The sequence below is a fragment of the Mycobacterium lentiflavum genome, assembly GCF_022374895.2.
Lineage (GTDB): Bacteria > Actinomycetota > Actinomycetes > Mycobacteriales > Mycobacteriaceae > Mycobacterium > Mycobacterium lentiflavum.
On sequence record NZ_CP092423.2, the window covers coordinates 347,842 to 364,951 of the forward strand.

General features: G+C 66.9%; 20 protein-coding genes. 11 read left to right on the plus strand and 9 right to left on the minus strand.

From position 1 onward, the window contains the following. The first annotated feature begins 17 nt into the window (after positions 1–17). From MJO58_RS01690 to MJO58_RS01705, 4 genes are all read left to right on the plus strand, one after another. On the plus strand, positions 18–488 hold the full coding sequence (locus MJO58_RS01690; protein ID WP_239721830.1) for a nuclear transport factor 2 family protein: 471 nt from the start codon (positions 18–20) through the stop codon (positions 486–488). A 73-nt stretch (positions 489–561) separates the two neighbouring features. Continuing rightward, on the plus strand, positions 562–1,674 hold the full coding sequence (locus MJO58_RS01695) for a Re/Si-specific NAD(P)(+) transhydrogenase subunit alpha (RefSeq protein ID WP_239721831.1): 1,113 nt from the start codon (positions 562–564) through the stop codon (positions 1,672–1,674). Next, on the plus strand, positions 1,675–1,998 hold the full coding sequence (locus tag MJO58_RS01700) for an NAD(P) transhydrogenase subunit alpha part 2 (protein WP_090598456.1): 324 nt from the start codon (positions 1,675–1,677) through the stop codon (positions 1,996–1,998). Further along, a complete protein-coding gene (locus MJO58_RS01705) occupies positions 1,995–3,419 on the plus strand; it encodes an NAD(P)(+) transhydrogenase (Re/Si-specific) subunit beta (protein ID WP_090598458.1) in 1,425 nt (474 codons plus the stop codon). The genes MJO58_RS01700 and MJO58_RS01705 overlap by 4 nt, the downstream gene beginning before the upstream one ends. 311 nt (positions 3,420–3,730) lie before the next feature. Here MJO58_RS01705 and MJO58_RS01710 read toward each other — a convergent pair whose 3' ends face one another. Next, complete coding sequence (locus MJO58_RS01710) at positions 3,731–3,856, minus strand: hypothetical protein (RefSeq protein WP_090598460.1); 126 nt, start codon at positions 3,854–3,856, stop codon at positions 3,731–3,733. A 183-nt stretch (positions 3,857–4,039) separates the two neighbouring features. Between MJO58_RS01710 and MJO58_RS01715 the strand changes: the two genes are divergently transcribed. The 3 genes from MJO58_RS01715 to MJO58_RS01725 all read left to right on the plus strand — a co-directional run bounded on the left by MJO58_RS01715 (position 4,040) and on the right by MJO58_RS01725 (position 6,543). Continuing rightward, on the plus strand, positions 4,040–4,675 hold the full coding sequence (locus MJO58_RS01715) for a TetR/AcrR family transcriptional regulator (protein WP_090598468.1): 636 nt from the start codon (positions 4,040–4,042) through the stop codon (positions 4,673–4,675). Between the two features lie 105 nt (positions 4,676–4,780). Beyond that, positions 4,781–6,073, plus strand: a complete 1,293-nt coding sequence (locus MJO58_RS01720; protein WP_239721832.1) for an acyltransferase family protein — start codon at positions 4,781–4,783, stop codon at positions 6,071–6,073. Next, positions 6,070–6,543: a hypothetical protein gene (locus tag MJO58_RS01725; RefSeq protein WP_239721833.1), complete on the plus strand. Its 474-nt coding sequence runs from the start codon at positions 6,070–6,072 to the stop codon at positions 6,541–6,543. Before MJO58_RS01720 ends, MJO58_RS01725 begins: the two co-directional genes overlap by 4 nt. Here MJO58_RS01725 and MJO58_RS01730 read toward each other — a convergent pair. Genes MJO58_RS01730 through MJO58_RS01745 form a run of 4 tightly spaced genes read right to left on the minus strand, consistent with a single transcriptional unit; the run spans position 6,540 to position 9,615 of the window. Continuing rightward, positions 6,540–7,202 carry a response regulator gene (locus MJO58_RS01730; RefSeq protein ID WP_239721834.1) on the minus strand — a complete coding sequence of 221 codons (663 nt, stop codon included), beginning with the start codon at positions 7,200–7,202 and terminating at the stop codon, positions 6,540–6,542. The genes MJO58_RS01725 and MJO58_RS01730 overlap by 4 nt on opposite strands. Further along, a complete protein-coding gene (gene macS, locus MJO58_RS01735) occupies positions 7,199–8,341 on the minus strand; it encodes a MacS family sensor histidine kinase (protein ID WP_239721835.1) in 1,143 nt (380 codons plus the stop codon). The genes MJO58_RS01730 and macS overlap by 4 nt, the downstream gene beginning before the upstream one ends. 48 nt (positions 8,342–8,389) lie before the next feature. Beyond that, positions 8,390–8,674 carry a YiaA/YiaB family inner membrane protein gene (locus MJO58_RS01740; protein ID WP_090598477.1) on the minus strand — a complete coding sequence of 95 codons (285 nt, stop codon included), beginning with the start codon at positions 8,672–8,674 and terminating at the stop codon, positions 8,390–8,392. 44 nt (positions 8,675–8,718) lie between these two features. Beyond that, complete coding sequence (locus MJO58_RS01745) at positions 8,719–9,615, minus strand: alpha/beta hydrolase (RefSeq protein WP_239721836.1); 897 nt, start codon at positions 9,613–9,615, stop codon at positions 8,719–8,721. Positions 9,616–9,808: 193 nt separating this feature from the next. Between MJO58_RS01745 and MJO58_RS01750 the strand changes: the two genes are divergently transcribed. The 3 genes from MJO58_RS01750 (at position 9,809) to MJO58_RS01760 (ending at position 13,240) form a co-directional block, all read left to right on the plus strand. Further along, complete coding sequence (locus tag MJO58_RS01750) at positions 9,809–10,909, plus strand: NAD(P)H-dependent amine dehydrogenase family protein (protein WP_090598481.1); 1,101 nt, start codon at positions 9,809–9,811, stop codon at positions 10,907–10,909. Positions 10,910–10,925: 16 nt separating this feature from the next. Continuing rightward, positions 10,926–11,669 carry a glucose 1-dehydrogenase gene (locus MJO58_RS01755; RefSeq protein WP_090598483.1) on the plus strand — a complete coding sequence of 248 codons (744 nt, stop codon included), beginning with the start codon at positions 10,926–10,928 and terminating at the stop codon, positions 11,667–11,669. 221 nt (positions 11,670–11,890) lie between these two features. Beyond that, positions 11,891–13,240, plus strand: a complete 1,350-nt coding sequence (locus tag MJO58_RS01760; RefSeq protein ID WP_239721837.1) for an FAD-binding oxidoreductase — start codon at positions 11,891–11,893, stop codon at positions 13,238–13,240. A gap of 20 nt (positions 13,241–13,260) precedes the next feature. On the opposite strand, the gene MJO58_RS01765 is transcribed toward MJO58_RS01760, so the two are convergent. From MJO58_RS01765 to MJO58_RS01780, 4 genes are read right to left on the minus strand one after another with little or no spacing between them, the layout of a single operon-like run. Continuing rightward, positions 13,261–13,815 (minus strand): TetR/AcrR family transcriptional regulator, encoded by a 555-nt coding sequence (locus tag MJO58_RS01765; RefSeq protein ID WP_090598486.1) that lies wholly within the window; start codon positions 13,813–13,815, stop codon positions 13,261–13,263. A gap of 54 nt (positions 13,816–13,869) precedes the next feature. Then, complete coding sequence (locus MJO58_RS01770; protein WP_090598488.1) at positions 13,870–14,709, minus strand: thioesterase family protein; 840 nt, start codon at positions 14,707–14,709, stop codon at positions 13,870–13,872. A 20-nt stretch (positions 14,710–14,729) separates the two neighbouring features. Beyond that, positions 14,730–15,548, minus strand: a complete 819-nt coding sequence (locus MJO58_RS01775) for an SMP-30/gluconolactonase/LRE family protein (protein ID WP_239721838.1) — start codon at positions 15,546–15,548, stop codon at positions 14,730–14,732. A 55-nt stretch (positions 15,549–15,603) separates the two neighbouring features. Then, entirely contained in the window at positions 15,604–16,080 is a 477-nt protein-coding gene (locus MJO58_RS01780; protein WP_090598492.1) for an SRPBCC family protein, read from the minus strand. A gap of 142 nt (positions 16,081–16,222) precedes the next feature. Here MJO58_RS01780 and MJO58_RS01785 point away from each other — a divergent pair, with 142 nt between their 5' ends. Next, positions 16,223–17,107: an acyl-CoA thioesterase gene (locus MJO58_RS01785; RefSeq protein WP_090598494.1), complete on the plus strand. Its 885-nt coding sequence runs from the start codon at positions 16,223–16,225 to the stop codon at positions 17,105–17,107. Positions 17,108–17,110: the final 3 nt, after the last annotated feature.

Here is a 17,110-nt window from a genome sequence, read left to right on the forward strand (position 1 = left end):
TCCAGCACGATGGAGCTATGAGCGACGCCGCCGAATCCCGTGCCCCGTTCCCGCCTTACACCCGCGAAACGGCGCTGCAGAAGGTCCAGGCCGCCGAGGACGCGTGGAACACGTGCGACCCCGAGAAGGTCAGCTTGGCTTACACGCCCGATTCGCAATGGCGAAACCGCGACGAACACGTCGTGGGCCGGGCTCAGATCGTCGCGTTCCTCACCCGCAAGTGGCAGCGCGAACTCGACTATTCCCTGCGCAAGGTGCTGTGGGACTTCCACGACAACCGCATCGCCGTGCGGTTTCAGTACGAGTGCCACGACGCGAGCGGCCAGTGGTACCGCAGCTACGGCAACGAACTGTGGGAATTCTCGCCGTCCGGTTTGATGGCGCGCCGCGAGGCCAGCATCAACGACATCCGGATCGACGAATCGCAACGGCGCCACTTCGGGCCCCGGCCAGCGTCGGAACACGGCCAAGACATACCGCTTTGGTAGCGGCCGCTAGGGTGTTCAACTCAACGAGGTTCGCATTAATGCAGCTGAGCTAAGGAAAGTAGATGTACGCGCTATGACAGATGCGCAGCTAGAGCTCGTCAAGGTCGGGGTTGTTGCCGAATCCGGGACCGATGAGCGCCGCGTTGCACTGGTACCGAAGGCGGTGGCATCCCTGGTAAGCGGTGGTGTGGCCGTAGTGGTCGAGTCCGGTGCGGGCGCGCGGGCGCTGCTTCCCGACGAGCTGTACACCGAGGCCGGTGCCACCATCGGGGACGCGTGGTCCGCCGACGTCGTCGTCAAGGTCGCGCCCCCGACCCCCGACGAGGTGGGCAAGCTGCGCAGCGGCCAGACGCTGATCGGCTTCCTGGCGCCGCGCAATGCCGAGAACTCGATCGGCGCGCTCAAGGCGGCCGGTGTGCAGGCGTTCGCGCTGGAGGCGATTCCGCGGATCTCGCGTGCCCAGGCCATGGACGCCTTGTCGTCCCAGGGCAACGTCTCCGGTTACAAGGCTGTGCTGCTCGCGGCGTCGGAGTCGACGCGGTTCTTCCCGATGCTGACCACGGCGGCGGGCACTGTGAAGCCGGCCACGGTGCTGGTGCTCGGGGTGGGCGTGGCCGGCCTGCAGGCGCTGGCGACGGCCAAGCGGCTCGGCGCGCGCACCACCGGTTACGACGTGCGCCCCGAGGTCGCCGACCAGGTGCGGTCGGTGGGCGCGCAGTGGCTGTCGCTCGGCGACAAAGACGTGGCCGCGGCCGGCGAGGGCGGCTACGCCCGTGAGCTCACCGAAGAAGAGCGCGCCCAGCAGCAGCAGGCGCTGGAGAAGGCGATCAGTGGATTCGACGTCGTGATCACCACGGCACTGGTCCCGGGCCGGCCCGCGCCGCGGCTGGTGACGGCCGCCGCGGTGCAGGCGATGAAGCCCGGCAGTGTCGTGGTCGACCTGGCCGGGGAAACCGGCGGCAACTGCGAGCTCACCGAACCTGGCAAGACGGTCGTCAAGCACGACGTCACGATCGCCTCGCCGTTGAACCTGCCGGCGACGATGCCCGAGCACGCCAGTGAGCTCTATAGCAAGAACATCACCGCGCTATTGGACCTGTTGATCACCGACGGCAAGCTGGCCCCGGACTTCGGCGACGAAGTCATCGCGGATTCGTGCGTGACCCGCGCTGGAGAGGACTCCTAGATGTACGACGAGCTATTAGCGAACCTCGCGATTCTGGTGCTGTCCGGATTCGTCGGGTTCGCGGTGATCTCTAAGGTGCCCAACACGCTGCACACGCCGCTGATGTCGGGGACCAACGCCATCCACGGCATCGTGGTGCTGGGCGCGCTGGTGGTGTTCGGGGAGGTGGAGCACCCGTCGCTGGCGGTGCAGATCATCCTGTTCGTCGCGGTGGTGTTCGGAACCCTGAACGTGATCGGCGGCTTCATCGTCACCGACCGGATGCTGGGCATGTTCAAGGGCAAGAAAGCAGCGCCGGTCAAGTCGGATGAGGTCGTCAAGTGAACTACCTCGTCACGGTTCTCTACATCATCTCGTTCGCCCTGTTCATCTACGGCTTGATGGGCCTGACCGGTCCCAAGACCGCGGTGCGGGGCAACTTGATCGCCGCGGTGGGTATGGCCCTGGCTGTCGCGGCGACCCTGGTCAAGATTCGGCACACCGAATCGTGGCTGCTGATCATCGCCGGCCTGGTCGTCGGTGTCGCGCTCGGTGTTCCTCCGGCGCGGATGACCAAGATGACCGCCATGCCGCAGCTGGTGGCATTCTTCAACGGCGTCGGTGGTGGCACGGTCGCACTGATCGCGCTCGCGGAATTCATTGAGACGAGCGGCTTTTCGGCATTCCAGCATGGTGAGTCGCCGACCGTGCACATCGTGGTGGCCTCGTTGTTCGCCGCGATCATCGGTTCGATCTCGTTCTGGGGATCGATCATCGCGTTCGGAAAGCTGCAGGAGATCATCGACGGCAAGCCGATCGGCTTCGGCAGGGCCCAGCAGCCGATCAACCTGCTGTTGCTGATCGCGGCGGTCGCGTCGGCGGTCGTCGTCGGCCTGCACGCCCATCCGGGCAGCGGCGGAGCGTCCCTGTGGTGGATGATCGGCTTGCTGGCCGCGGCCGGCGTGCTGGGTCTGATGGTGGTGCTGCCCATCGGTGGTGCCGACATGCCGGTGGTCATCTCGCTGCTCAACGCGATGACCGGGCTCTCGGCCGCCGCGGCGGGTCTGGCGCTGAACAACACCGCGATGATCGTGGCGGGCATGATCGTCGGCGCCTCGGGTTCGATCCTGACCAACCTGATGGCCAAGGCGATGAACCGCTCCATCCCCGCGATCGTCGCGGGGGGCTTCGGTGGCGGGGGAGTGGCGCCCAGCGGCGACGGTGGGGGCGACAGGACCGTCAAGTCCACCTCGGCCTCCGACGCCGCGATCCAGATGGCCTACGCCAACCAGGTGATCGTGGTTCCTGGCTATGGTCTGGCCGTCGCGCAGGCCCAGCACGCGGTCAAGGACATGGCGACCCTGCTGGAGAACAAGGGTGTGACCGTCAAGTACGCGATCCACCCGGTGGCCGGCCGGATGCCCGGGCACATGAACGTGCTGCTGGCCGAGGCCGAGGTCGACTACGACGCCATGAAGGACATGGACGACATCAACGACGAGTTCGCCCGCACCGACGTCGCGATCGTCATCGGCGCCAACGACGTCACCAACCCGGCGGCCCGCAACGATGCTTCCAGCCCGATCTACGGCATGCCGATCCTCAACGTGGACAAGGCCAAGTCGGTGATCGTGCTCAAACGGTCGATGAACTCCGGGTTCGCCGGCATCGACAACCCGCTGTTCTACGGCGAGGGCACCAGCATGCTGTTCGGCGACGCGAAGAAGTCGGTGACCGCGGTCGCCGAGGAACTCAAAGCGCTCTAGGCGCTGCCGCTCGCTCGCCGAACGTGCTCTGGTGGCGAACATTTGGACAAAAACGCGCCATGAGAGCACGTTCGGCGCAGGGTTTCCGCGTCTAGGCGCGCGGTAGTGCCGCGACGACGGGATGAACGACTGCAAGGTGGCACTTTGCGCAACGCCCGCGGCAGTGACTCCGCCGTGCGACGCCGCGCATGCTCGGTGGCTAGACGCTGCGGCTAAGGGTGCCCACGCGGGCTAGGGCTGAATAATCTTGTGGCGCAAGCGGCGCGTGAATGAGCGGACCCGTGATTTGTTCGGGACGCGGAAATGTCTGTCTAGACGGGCGGGTAGGCGGGCGGCGGGTAGCCGTTGCCGTCCTGGACGCCGCGCAGGCCCCAGGTGAAATACTTCATGAAGAATTCGATTTCGTCGCTGCCGTCGTAATCCGGACTCGGATCCATCGCCCCACCTCTGCACTCGCGACTAGTTCGAAGATCGAGTCTAGTCCCATCCGCGCCGGTGCGACAGGCGCCCGAAACCACCCGTGCCTCTAAACTGTCCAACCAGTTGATTGGTACTTTGCCTAGACCGGACCCGAAGCCAGCCGGATTCGTCCGCGTTGGCAGCGACGATAGTGAGTAGACATGTCATCCGACAGCATCACCCGCAACGGGTTGACGCGCCGCGAGGAGTTGCTGGCGGTCGCCACCAAGCTGTTCGCCGCCCGCGGCTACCACGGCACCCGGATGGATGACGTCGCCGATGTCATCGGCCTGAACAAGGCGACGGTCTACCACTACTACGCCAGCAAATCGCTGATCCTGTTCGACATCTACCGCCAGGCGGCCGAGGGCACGCTGGCCGCCGTGCACGACGATCCCTCCTGGACGGCCCGCGAGGCGCTCTACCAATACACGATTCGGCTGCTCACGGGCATCGCCAGCGATCCCGAGCGGGCCGCGGTGTACTTCCAGGAGCAGCCCTACATCACCGAATGGTTCACCGAGGAACAGGTCGCCGAGGTCCGCGAGAAGGAAGCCCAGGTCTATCACCATGTGCACGGCCTGATCGACCGCGGCATCGCCAGCGGCGAGTTCTACCAGTGCGACTCCCACGTGCTGGCGCTGGGCTACATCGGGATGACGCTGGGCAGCTACCGGTGGCTGCGCCCCAGCGGACGACGCAGCGCCAAGGAAATCGCCGCCGAGTTCAGCACCGCGCTGCTGCGGGGGCTGATCCGTGACGAGACGATCCGCGCGGAGTCTCCGCTCGGGCCGTGAGGGCCCCCAAAGGCTCTGGCCATGATCGGTTTGAGTAGAACTACTCAGGCTTAACACGTAGAACTGCGCGGGTCTTGGGGGTTGCTGCCCGGCAATGCTTTTCGGGTGCAAACACTTCTTAGCCCCGCCGAGCTGGCGGCCAATACGCCGGTCGATCGTGACCGCGCCCTCGACGTCATTCGCATCGTGTCGCTGATCGGCGTGGTGGCCGGTCACACCGTGATGGCCATCAGCGTGATCCGCAACCACGTGCTCATCTGGGACAACCTGCTGACCACCTCGGTGGTGTTTGCGGCCCTCACCTGGATCTTCCAGATCATGCCGCTGTTCTTCTTCGCCGGTGCCGCCGCGAGCCTGTCGTCCTGGCGGCCCGGGATCAACTGGGGCGGCTGGCTGATGAAACGCTGCACCCGGCTGTTCCGACCGGTGTTCTACTACCTCGGATTCTGGGCGGTCGCGCTCACTCTGTTGTATCCCGTTCTGCCCCAACACATTTACGAACCGGTCGCCGGTGTCAGCATCCAGCTGCTGTGGTTCCTCGGCGCCTACGTGCTGGTGCTGGCCGCGATGCCGGCCATGGCCCGGATCACCACCCGCACCCGTTTCGTTGTGGGGGTGGCCGCGGTCTACGGCGCGATCGCCGCCATCGACTTCGTCCGGCTGCACTGCCCGGCAGCATCGGCGCTGGGCTACCTCAACATGGCGGTCTGGCTCATCCCCGCCATGTTCGGCGTCGCGTACCGCCGCGGCCTGCTGCCCGGGCGTGCCGCGCTGCTGACGGCCGCGGTCGCGTTCGCGGTCGACGTCGCCCTGGTGTGCTGGGGGCCCTACGAAGTCAGCCTGGTCGGCACCGGGCATCACGGACTGTCCAACACCAGCCCGCCGTCGCTGCTACAGGCCGGCCACGCCATCGTCCTGAGCGCGCTGGCCATCGCGGCAATGCCCGCGATCACCCGATGGGCGCGACGGCCACGCGTGTGGTGGTGGACCGCGCTCGGCAACTCCGGGGCGATGACGCTGTACCTGTGGCACATGCCCGCCCTGCTCGGCATGCACCTGCTCTTCGATCTGACCGGTCACCCGCGCTACCCCGGCCAGTCCGACTACCTGGCCATCAGCGTGATGCAGCTGCTCCTGATGGTCGCCTTGGTGGCGGCGCTGTTCCTGGTGCTGCGGCCGCTGGAGAACAACCCGCTGGCCGGCTGGGACGGCGCGCCGGCCATCACCTCGGTCGGCCGGGGTGTGGCGGCGGGCCTACTGCTGTGCGTGGCCGCGGTGGCGACCCTCGCCTCGATCAAGTGGGGGCTGAAGGACGATGGACTGATGTGCGTCGCGACGATGGTGACCGCCCTGCTGGGCGCTCGGGCACTCGCCGCGGCCGGTAGGGATCGGACGTGAAATCCTGGCAGCAGTCGACCGCCTCCGTGGCGGTCGCACTGCTCGGTCTGGCCGGCGCCGCGGTCAACGGGCTGGGCTTTGTCGCCTGTGACGTCGAGTTGACGAAAATGGTTCGCGGCCTTGGCTTTTTGGCACCGCTGCTGTTGGTGGGGCCGTTGGGGATCGGCCTGCTCGCGGTGGGGTTACTCGAGGCCGTCGCGGCGACGGGTTTGTTCGTCGGCGCAGTCCTGCTGCTGTGCCGTCGCCGCGCCGCCCTCTGGCTCAGCCTGGCCGCGTCCGTGTCGGGATTACTGGCCGGTCTATTGCTGGTGAGTGCGTTCGTCCCCGCCCCGCTGGTGTTCGGCAAAGAAATGGCCGGGCTGCCCACCGAGCCTATGGCGTGGACCATCTTCGTCTTCGCCCTCGTCACGACGATATCTGCTGTAGCACTTGTTGTTTCGCGTCCGAAGCAGCAGCCGTATCCGGCTTAGGGTTCGCCGTCCAGCCCGTGCTCGATCGCGTAGCGGGTCAACTCCACGCGATTGGCGACTTGCAGCTTTCGGAAGGTCGCTTGGATGTGGTTTTCGACGGTGCGATGGCTCAACGACAGCCGCTCGGCAATCTGCTTGGCCGACAACCCCTTTGCCACATGACGCAACACCTCGGTTTCGCGCTCGGTCAGTCTGGGGCCGGTCGGCCCGGGGTCCTTGCTCTGGGCGATGCGCCGATACTCGCCGAGCACCAGTCCGGCCAGGCTTGGGGTGAACACGGCCCGGCCCGCCGCGGTGGCTTCGACGGCTTCTGCCAGTTCGGCTTTCGAGGCGCTCTTGACGAGATAGCCGGTGGCGCCGGCCTTGACGGCCTCGAGGACATCGTCGCGCTCATCCGAGGCCGAGAGCACCAGCACGCGTGACGAGGGTGAGACCGCCAACACTTCGGCCGTTGCCTGCGCGCCGTCGCCGTCGGACAAGCGCATGTCCATCACCACGACATCCGGCGTGACCACGGCCGCCCGCCGCCGGGCGGCCGCCACACTGTCCGCGGTGGCGACCACGTTGAATCCGCCCTCGGCGAGGTCGCGGGCAACCGCGTCGCGCCAGATCGGATGGTCGTCCACCACCATGACCGTCGCCGCGGTGTCGTCCGTCATCTGATCCCCCCGTCGCGCGGCACGCACAACTCCCACTCCGCGCCCTCTCCCGGGCGGCTGTGCAGGCGGGCACTGCCGCCCAGCGAAGCCAGCCGTCCCACAATCGATTTCGAGACCCCGAGGCGTCCCTGTTGGGCGGCTTCCTGCAGCCGGCCGTCGGCGATGCCGACGCCGTCGTCGCGCACGCTGACCGTCACCGAATCGCCGAGATCTTCCAGCAGCACGAACGCGTGGGCGTCCGCACCCGCATGCGCCACCACGTTGTCCAGGGCATTGCCCACCGCGGCATCGAGCTCGGCGGCCACCCGGCGCGGCAACGCCACTGCCGTCCCCGGCACGCTCAGCGACACGCGATCGGATTCTCGGTGGCGCAGCAGCGTGCGCAGATCGATCGTCGTGCGGTCCCCGTACTCGTCGATCCCGGTGGAGGTGACCCATCGTCGCAGCGCGCGTTCCTGCTCACTGGCCAAGTCGGCTAATTCTGCTGTGGGACCGCCGATTTCGTGTCCGCGCTTGGCGACCAGCGCCAGCACCTGGATGGCGCCGTCATGCACCTCGCGGGACAGCCGCTCGCGCTCTTGAACCGCGGCGGACAGCTGAGCGGCGCGTTGCAGGTCCGCGTGGGCGCGTCGCGCGGTTTGAGCGGCCAAACCGATGGCCATGCCGATCGCCAGCTCGATGATGATCGTGGCGTTGTGGCTCATGTTGAGGTCGAAGTAATTCTTGACGGCGAAATTGGTGGCCATTACCACCAGCCCGGTCAGCATCCCGCGGACGGGACCGAGCTGGATCGCCGCCGAGATCGTGGGATTGCTGGCCCACAACGTCGTCGGCCAGGTCTGGTTCTCCGAGGCCCAGTGATCGAACGTGATCACTCGGTTAGACCACATCAGCGCCACGACAACCACGATCTCGGCGACCACCCACGCCGGCCTTCGGCCGAACCCGCGCAAGTAGGCGAACGCGCAGGCCGCGCTCCAACCGAGCAGCACCGCGAACAACACCCAACCCAGCGCGGGCCGGCGCAGGTCCGGGTTGATGGCGATCTGAAAGCCCAGCGCATAAAGGCAACTCAGCAGCCGAAACACCTGCGCCGCGCGCCACAGCGGCGCCGTCGGATCGGGATTGGGGCGCGTCATCGCGCTCAGCATAAGTCGGCGACGCCCCCGCGCGGGCTCGCCCAACGATCAGGTCGGAAACGGATTGTGTTCGGCGAACAGCTTCTCCATGCGCGCCTCATCCAGACGCACCCGCACGGTCGCCGCCTCTTGCTGATCGCGGATCACCTTTGCCAGGGTGAACGCGCTGGAGACGAGGAACAACACGGTGATGCCGAGGAACAGCCGTTGCCAGGCGTCCAGCGGGAGATAGAAGATCCCGCCGAGCGCGCTGACGAAACTGACTCCGAACGCGATCGCGGCCTGAATGAAAAAGGCGGGGGTGTTCTTCGACATGCCATTGGGAATTTCCATGTATCCCAGGATGCGAAGCACCGGCGGTCCGGAACAGGGTAGGACTACTCAGATCGCTTCAGGTGCTTGTCGAGGAACGCGAGCTGATCGGCGACCACCCGCTCGAAGGCGTCGCCGACGTAGATCGCGAAATGACCCTCGGGGTAGGTGTGTACCTCGCCGCGCGGCGCCTTGGCCGCGTGACGCAGGGTGGCATCCGCGGGCGCCAGCGAGTCGTATTCGCACACGCAGAACAGGATTGGGCAGCCGACCTGCGGGGTGAGCAGGCCGGGGCGGTAGGTGAAGACCTTCATCGTGATGCGCGCCGCGATCTCGTTGCGCAGCTCGACACCGTCGGGGACCAGCCGCAGATAACCCGCATAGGAGTCGGGCGTGTTCATCAACGCGACGTCGCCGGGCTTGCCCGCAGTCGCGATCATCACCGGTGGCCGGCCCAGCCGGGCGCCGATGACGTCGCGAATCGCGCGCGCGGCGATGCGGGCGGTGGCCACCGGATTGGAGATCGTGCGCGCCGACGCCAGGCCGTCGGTGAACGGACATTGTGCGATGACCGCGGCGATACCTCGCAGCCGGGCGGCCGTGGTGATCACATGGCCACCGGCAAAAGACGTGCCCCACAACGCGATTCGATCGTGATCGATGCCCTCGAGGGCGCGGGCGTAGGCCACCGCGGCGGCCCAATCGGCGAGCTGCATGTCGATGTCGAGGACCTGGCGCGGCTGTCCCTCGCTGTCGCCGAAGTTGCGGTAGTCGAATACCAGGCAGGCATAACCGGCCGCGGCGAATCGCTGCGCGTAGGCGTCGAGTCGCATGGTGCGCACCCCGCCCAAGCCGTGGGCCATCACCAGCAGCGGTGCATCGCCCACCCCGGCCGGCCGATAGAGCCACGCGCTGATCCGGTCGTTACCGGAGGTGAATTGGACATCGTCGCGCTCAGTCATCGGTCTTCCGTTCTGGAGGTGGGGCCTTTCCGCTGTCGCGAGCGTAAGCACACGGCGAGATTGCGCCCGATTTTTCGCACAGGGCTTACGCTCGCGACCGATGGCGCTACGCGCAAGACCCCGGTAAGCGGCCCAAAAATAGTGGACTAGTGTCTAGAAAAGTTTTCCAGGCTGCAACGGACGGAGACGGAAGATGGTGATCCGCGTCGCGCACGTCGGTACCGGAAATGTCGGAGGCCTGGCCCTGGCCCAACTGATCGCCAATCCGCAGTTCGAACTGACCGGCGTCAATGTGTCCACGCCCGAGAAGGTGGGCCGCGACGCCGGGGAACTGTGCGGCGTCGGCTTGGATACCCCCGCGGTCACCGGCATCCAGGCCGTCAATGACCTGGACGCCATCATTGCCGCCAAGCCCGATTGCGTCGTCTACTGCGCGATGGGCGACACCCGGCTGCCCGACGCGATGGCCGACGTGATGCGCATCCTGGCCGCCGGCATCAACGTTGTCGGGTCATCGCCCGGGCTGCTGCAGTTCCCATGGGGGGTGATGCCCGACAAATACATCGCACGCGTGGAAGATGCTGCCCAGCAAGGAAATTCGAGCATTTTCATCAGCGGCGTCGACCCGGGCTTCGCCAACGACCTGATCCCGTTCGCGCTCGCCGGGACCTGCCAGCGCATCGAGCAGGTGCGCTGCATGGAGATTCACGACTACGCGTCGTACAACGGGACCGAGGTCATGGACTACATGGGGTTCGCCAAGCCGATGGACGAAATCCCGATGCTGCTGCAACCGGGCATCCTCAGCATCGCCTGGGGTACCGCGATCCGTCAGCTGGCCGCCGGCCTTGGCGTCGAGGTCGACGCAATCACCGAGTCCTACCAGCGCGAGCCGGCGCCGGAGGACTTCGACATCGCGATCGGCCACGTGGCCAAGGGCACCGTGGCCGTCCTGCAGTTCGAGATTCGCGGCATGGTCAAGGGCCACCCCGCGATCGTCATCGAGCACGTCACCCGGCTGCGGCCCGACCTGCGACCCGACCTGCCCCAGCCCGCCTCCGGCGACGGGTCCTACCGCGTGGAGATCACCGGTGAGCCGTCCTACGCCGTCGACATCGTTCCGAGCAGCCGCAAGGGCGACCACAACCACGCCGCGATCGCCGGCGCCGCGGGCCGCGTCGTCAACGCGATCCCGGCCGTGATCGCCGCGCCGCCCGGCATTCGAACCACACTCGATCTACCGCTCGTCACGGGCAAAGGCCTTTACGCACCAAGCACTTTGGTGACCACCTAATGAAAGGAGACCCTCCGTGGGTCGGGTAGACGGAAAAGTCGCACTCATCAGTGGCGCCGCCGGCGGCATGGGCGCCGAAGACGCGCGCCTGCTCGTCGAGGAGGGTGCCAAAGTGGTGATCGGCGACATCCTCGACGACCAGGGCAAGGCGTTGGCGGACGAGATCGGCGACTCCGCTCGCTATGTCCACCTCGACGTCACGCAGCCCGACCAGTGGGAAGCCGCCGTCGCGACCGCGATCGGTGAATTCGGGAAGCTCAACGTGCTGGTCAACAACGCCGGCACCGTCGCGCTCGGCCCGCTCAGGAGCTTCGACCTGGCCAAGTGGCAGAAGGTCATCGACGTCAACCTGACCGGAACCTTCCTGGGCATGCGGGTGGCCGTCGACCCGATGATCGAGGCCGGCGGCGGTTCGATCATCAACGTGTCCTCGATCGAGGGCCTGCGCGGTGCGCCCATGGTGCACCCGTACGTCGCGTCCAAGTGGGGAGTGCGCGGCCTGGCCAAGTCGGCCGCCCTCGAGCTGGCACCCCACAACATCCGGGTCAACTCCGTGCACCCCGGCTTCATCAAGACCCCGATGACCAAGCATCTGCCCGAGGACATGGTCACCATCCCGCTGGGCCGGCCCGGGCAAGTCCGGGAGGTCGCGACGTTCATCCTGTTCCTGGCCAGCGACGAGTCGTCCTACTCGACCGGCAGTGAGTTCATCATGGACGGCGGGCTGATCACCGACGTGAACCACAAGGACATGTTCTAGGGGCAGTTCGGCCGGCGGGGCGACTCTGTTCTTGCCCGCCTCCGCGCGACAACGTCGCGGGCGTGCCGCTCGAATCCGTGGCCGAGATCGGGCTGTCGCTCGGAGGCGGGCAAATTGTTCTGTGCAATTGGGCCGGTAGCTCCGACGACTCCATGGGTGGTTCGAGCAGTCTTGCAAGCCGGTGTGATCGCAGGTTGTCGGCGGGTGCTATAACCGCGAACATGCCAGGCAGCCTCGGGGCCCTCAAAGGGATCGTCGGGTCCAATCACGTCGTCACCGACCCCGAGGTGCTGTCCGGGCGCAGCGTCGACCACACCGGCCGCTATCGCGGCAGGGCCAGCGCGCTGGTGCGTCCGGAGTCCGCCGAGCAGGTCGCCGAGGTACTGCGGTGGTGCCGCGACGCCGGGGCTCATGTCACCGTGCAGGGCGGTCGCACCTCGCTGGTGGCAGGTACCGTCCCGGAGCACGACGACGTACTGCTGTCTACCGAAAGGCTTTGTACACTAGGCGATGTCGACACCGTCGAGCGCCGTATCGCGGTCGGTGCCGGAGCCACGCTGGCCGCGGTGCAACGCGCCGCGACCGCGGTGGGTCTGGTGTTCGGCGTCGACCTCGCCGCCCGGGACACCGCGACGGTCGGCGGCATGGCCTCGACGAATGCCGGAGGGCTGCGCACGGTCCGGTACGGCAACATGGGCGAGCAAATCGTGGGTCTGGACGTGGCGCTGCCCGACGGGTCGCTGATGCGTCGGCACAGTCTGGTGCGCAGCGACAACACCGGATACGATCTGCCCGCGCTGTTCGTCGGTGCCGAGGGCACGCTCGGGGTGATCACCGCGCTGGATCTGCGGCTACATCCGACGCCGTCGCATCGAGTGACCGCGGTGTGCGGCTTCGACGACCTCGACGCGCTGATCGCCACCGGCCGCAGCTTCCGGGACGTGGACGGGATTGCCGCACTCGAGCTGATCGACGGCCGGGCCAGCGCGCTGACCGCCGAGCATCTCGGAATCGCCGCACCGGTCGGCGCGAACTGGCTACTGCTGGTGGAGCTGGCCGCCGACCACGACCAGACCGATCGGCTGGCCGACCTGCTCGCCGATGCAACGATGTGCGCCGAGCCCGCAGTGGGTGTGGATGTTGCTGCCCAGCAACGACTCTGGCGTGTTCGCGAATCGCTGGCCGAGGTGCTCGGCGTGTACGGGCCGCCGCTGAAGTTCGACGTGTCGCTGCCGTTGGGCGCCATCGCCGGATTCGCCGCGGATGCGGTCGCATTGATCAACGATCGGGTCAGCGACGCCGTGCCGCTGCTGTTCGGCCATGTCGGTGAGGGCAACCTGCATCTCAACGTGTTGCGGGTGCCGCTGGATCAGGAGAAGGCGCTCTACGGGCCGATGATGGACCTGATCGCGCAGTGCGGGGGCAACGTCAGCTCCGAACACGGTGTCGGCAGCCGCAAGCGGGCTTACCTCGAAATGTCAAGGCAATCAACAGATATCGCGGCGATGCGGTCGGTCAAGGCCGCGCTGGACCCGACCGGCTACCTCAACGCGGCGGTGCTGTTCGACTGACGTGGTCGTCGCGAAAGACGCTATTGGTCGACGGCGGGTTTGATGCCGACGGCGTGGCGCAGCTGGGCCAGGAACTGCTCGGCGTCGTCGCTGCGCACGATGTAGTGCGAGATCGCGATCCGGATCACGGTCGCGGCCTTGACCGCGGCGTTGGGTCCGGGCAGATGCCGTTGCAGGCCGTCGCGCATCTGCGGGATGACATGGGCGAACTCGGCAATCGTGTGCTCGGGTTCGACGTCGACCATGCGCACGCCCGAATAAGAATGCTGGTACTCGACAATGAATCGCAGCACGGCGTCGAGCTTGTCGTAACCCTTGAGCCCGGCGGTGGCCCGCACCAATCCGCTTTCGAATAGCTGGCGCTCATACTGCGAGAACGCGGTCAGCAGCTCCTCTTTGGACGCGAACCAGCGATACAACGTGGGCCGCGAGACCCCGGCCTGCGTGGCGACCTCGGACAGGCTGAGTTTGGTTTTGCCGTTGCGACCCAGCACCTCGGCAGTCGCCAACAGGATCCGCTGACGCGTCGATGTGTCGGTCTCGGTCTCTGCCGTCGCCCCGGCTGGCTGGGTCATATCTGAAACTGTACGAAGTATTGCCGAACTAGCCACGCCGAATCCCCTCCCACGTCAGGCCTTGGCCGGGCGCCGGCGCACCAGCACGGACTGCTGGATGGCGCCGACCGCGCCCCGCTCGTCGTACAACGTGCCGATCGTCGTCCCGATCCCATCCGGGCCATAGCTGGTCTCCGCGCGAATACCGACCCAGTCCCCGTCGGGAACCCGAAACACGTGCACCGCCAGATCGGTGTTCAAGAACGTCCACTTGGTGATGTCGAGCTTGCTGCCGATGCCGTTGGCACAGTCGGCCACCGCGAACAACCGCTCCAGCTGCGTCATCGTCTCGCCCTGGACCAGGTCTACCTCGGGCTTGATCCACGATTCGCCCGGGCCGGGCGTCAGCGGCTCGGTCAGCCACAGCCACTGAAGGCTGTGCACGTAGTTGCGGTCCCACTCCTTGGCCTTGAGGTTGCGGTTGCGGGCTTCGGCGCGCGGCCGGGGCAGCTCCGCCGCCGCGTGAGCCACGGCCTCGGTGTCCTGCTGTTGCAGCCGCCAACCGCTGGCGCGCGCGACCGGGCGCGGCTCGCCGTCCGGGCCCGGTGCCAGCATCTCCGCGGTGACCAGCTCGATCTGTTTGCCGCCGCGCTGCACCTGGGAGCGCACCCAGATGTCGCCATCGGCCGGCACCCCGCCCAGCAGGTCGATCACCACCCGGGACAGCCGGGTGTCGTCGCGCTGCTCACATCGCTCCAGTGCCCGGACCAGCAGCGACGACACCGGACCCCCGTGCTGGATCGCCGCCGACCAGGTGCCGCGGGACAGGTCCGTTGCCCGGAACTTCTCGCACTCCTCGTATTTTCCGCCGGGGGCGCTGGCGTCATCGATCAGCTCGTAGTAGGAGTCGGTCACGTATCTCCCTCTCGGGTGTCTCAGGGCAGCCCGGCGCCGGGCGTGGCAACCTGCACGGCGTCGAGCCGCGAGAGTTTGGTGCCCACCAGCCGCTGAGGATAGGCGTCGGTGCTCGACAGCAGGAACAGGATGCGACGCTCGGGGCCGCCGAGCGCGCAGGCGATGGCGACCCGTTCGCCCATGTCGATGCGGTCGGTCACTTCGCCACCCTCGACGATTCGCTCGAATTGGTGTGCCAGCGTCATCGACGTCCACACCCCGCCGTCGGCGTCCAGCGCGATACCGTCGGGCGGTCCGTCCAGGCCGTCCGCGAAGACCCGCCGATCGTGCAGCGCACCGGCGTCGTCGATGGTGAACGCGGTGAGCCGCCGGCCGGTCGATTCGGCGACGATCAGCGTCTTGCGGTCCGGCGTGATGACCATGCCGTTGGGGAAGTCGAGGTCTGAGGCGACGACGGTGGCCGTGTGGTCGGGATCGAGGCGCACGATGACACCGCCGGTTCGGGCCTGGGATCCGATGTACGCGCGCCCGGAGTCGTCGATCACCATGTCGCCGAGGTTGGCCGGTACCAGTCCGGTGAGATCGGCGATCTCCACGACGGTTTCCCCGTCGTAGCGCAGCACCCGCCGGTCTTCGGCCGAGGCGATCAGCAGCGACCCGTCCGGACGAAAACCCAGGCCCGACGGCGAGTGCCCGGGCAGCGGCAGCGTGGTGAGTGCGCCGCTCAGGGTCGAGGTGTGCACCGCTTCGCCGAGCATGTCGGAGAACCACAGCAGGCCCTCGAACCAGCGTGGGCCTTCGCCGAAGCAGAACCCGTTGGCCAGCACCTCGGGGATCATCGGCTCAAGCCTTTACAAAACACCGCAGAAGTGTCATGCAATCGCGGCGCTGGTGTCAATCTGCCGCCCGGGCGAGCTCGCGCGCCACGGCCGCGTGATACTCGTCGATCCGCGCCGGATTGGCCTGCTCGAAGAGCTGGTCGGGTAGTGGGGCGTGCTTGGGCGCCTCAATGGTCATGGTGCGCGAAAACAGCGTGATGTCCTGACCGGGCCTGGAGAACCGGTACGACACCGTGATGCGGCCCTGCAGGCCGCCGTTGCCTTCGCGGTCGTGGCCCAGCCGTCCGATCGAGGTGAACACGAACTGGACTGGCCGCACCGCGACGGCCAGCTGCCAGCTGAAGACCCGGTCGCCGTCGGGACCCGCTTCCTCCCAGGTGTCGCCGACCTTGAGCGGCAGCGGCGGCAGTTTGCCGATATGCGCGCTGCCGGGATAGGTCTTGGTCCAGTTCTCCGGGTTGGTGACGAAGTCGTACACGGTCTCTGCGGACTGGGTGAACGCCGTCTCTGATGTGCTCGTTACGATGCCCAATTACGTTGCCTCTCTACACTTTCCAGCGGCCTGTGCGGGCTGCGCCGCAGTGCTCGCCGGAGTCTTGTTAGCCAAGCTTTACAAATCCTACTCAAAGTGTCACGCTGAGCCGGAAGCTGCCAACGCGAGAGGTGGATCGGATTTGACCACGGAATCTGAGCAGACTGAATGGACGGTTGCGGGCCTGCTGGATCTGTTTGACGTGCAGTCCGACGGGGACGACGACCGGTTCACCGGTCAGACCGGCATCGCCGTCGGCGACGAACGCCAGGTGGTGGAAGGCACTCAGGTGCTGGCCCAGGCGATCGTCGCCGTGGCCAAACGATTCCCGGACAAGTCGGTGCGCTCGGCGCACGCGGTGTTCTCGCGTGCCGTGACGGTCGGCCCGCCGATCGAGCTCGTCATCGACGTGGTGTCCGAGGGCCGGTCCACCGCGACCGCCGTGGTCGCCGTGCATCAGAACGGGCGGCGTTGCCTGAGCATCACGGTGCTGGCCGACGTCCCGACCGACGACGTCATCCGCCACCACCTGCCCATGCCCGACGTGGCCGCTCCCGCCGACGCCCACCACTCACCGATGCCGATGATCGGCCGTGAGTTGCGGCTGGTCGACGTCGTCGACGTCAACAGCCCCGACGAGGTCGGCCCGCCGGAGCTGTATGCGTGGCTGCACTACGACCCGATTCCCACCCGAGACGATCTGGCCAAGGCGCTGCTGGCGTACTTCACCGGACATCTGGGGATCTCCACCACGATGCGCGCACATGAGGGCATCGGCACCGCCCAGGCGCACCTGACCGTGTCCACCGCTCCGATGAGCATCTCGGTGGCGTTCCACGAACCGGTGGACTGGACCGGCTGGCTGCTCTACACCCATGAGAGCACCCAGGTCGGCGCGGGCATGTCATACGTACGGGGCACGGTGCACGCGCAAGAGGGCGAGCTGCTGGCCTCGTTCGCGCAGGAGGCACTGATCCGGCCGCTGCGCACCAGTGACACCGCGATCGACTCGCGCGCGCGCTTCTGAGGC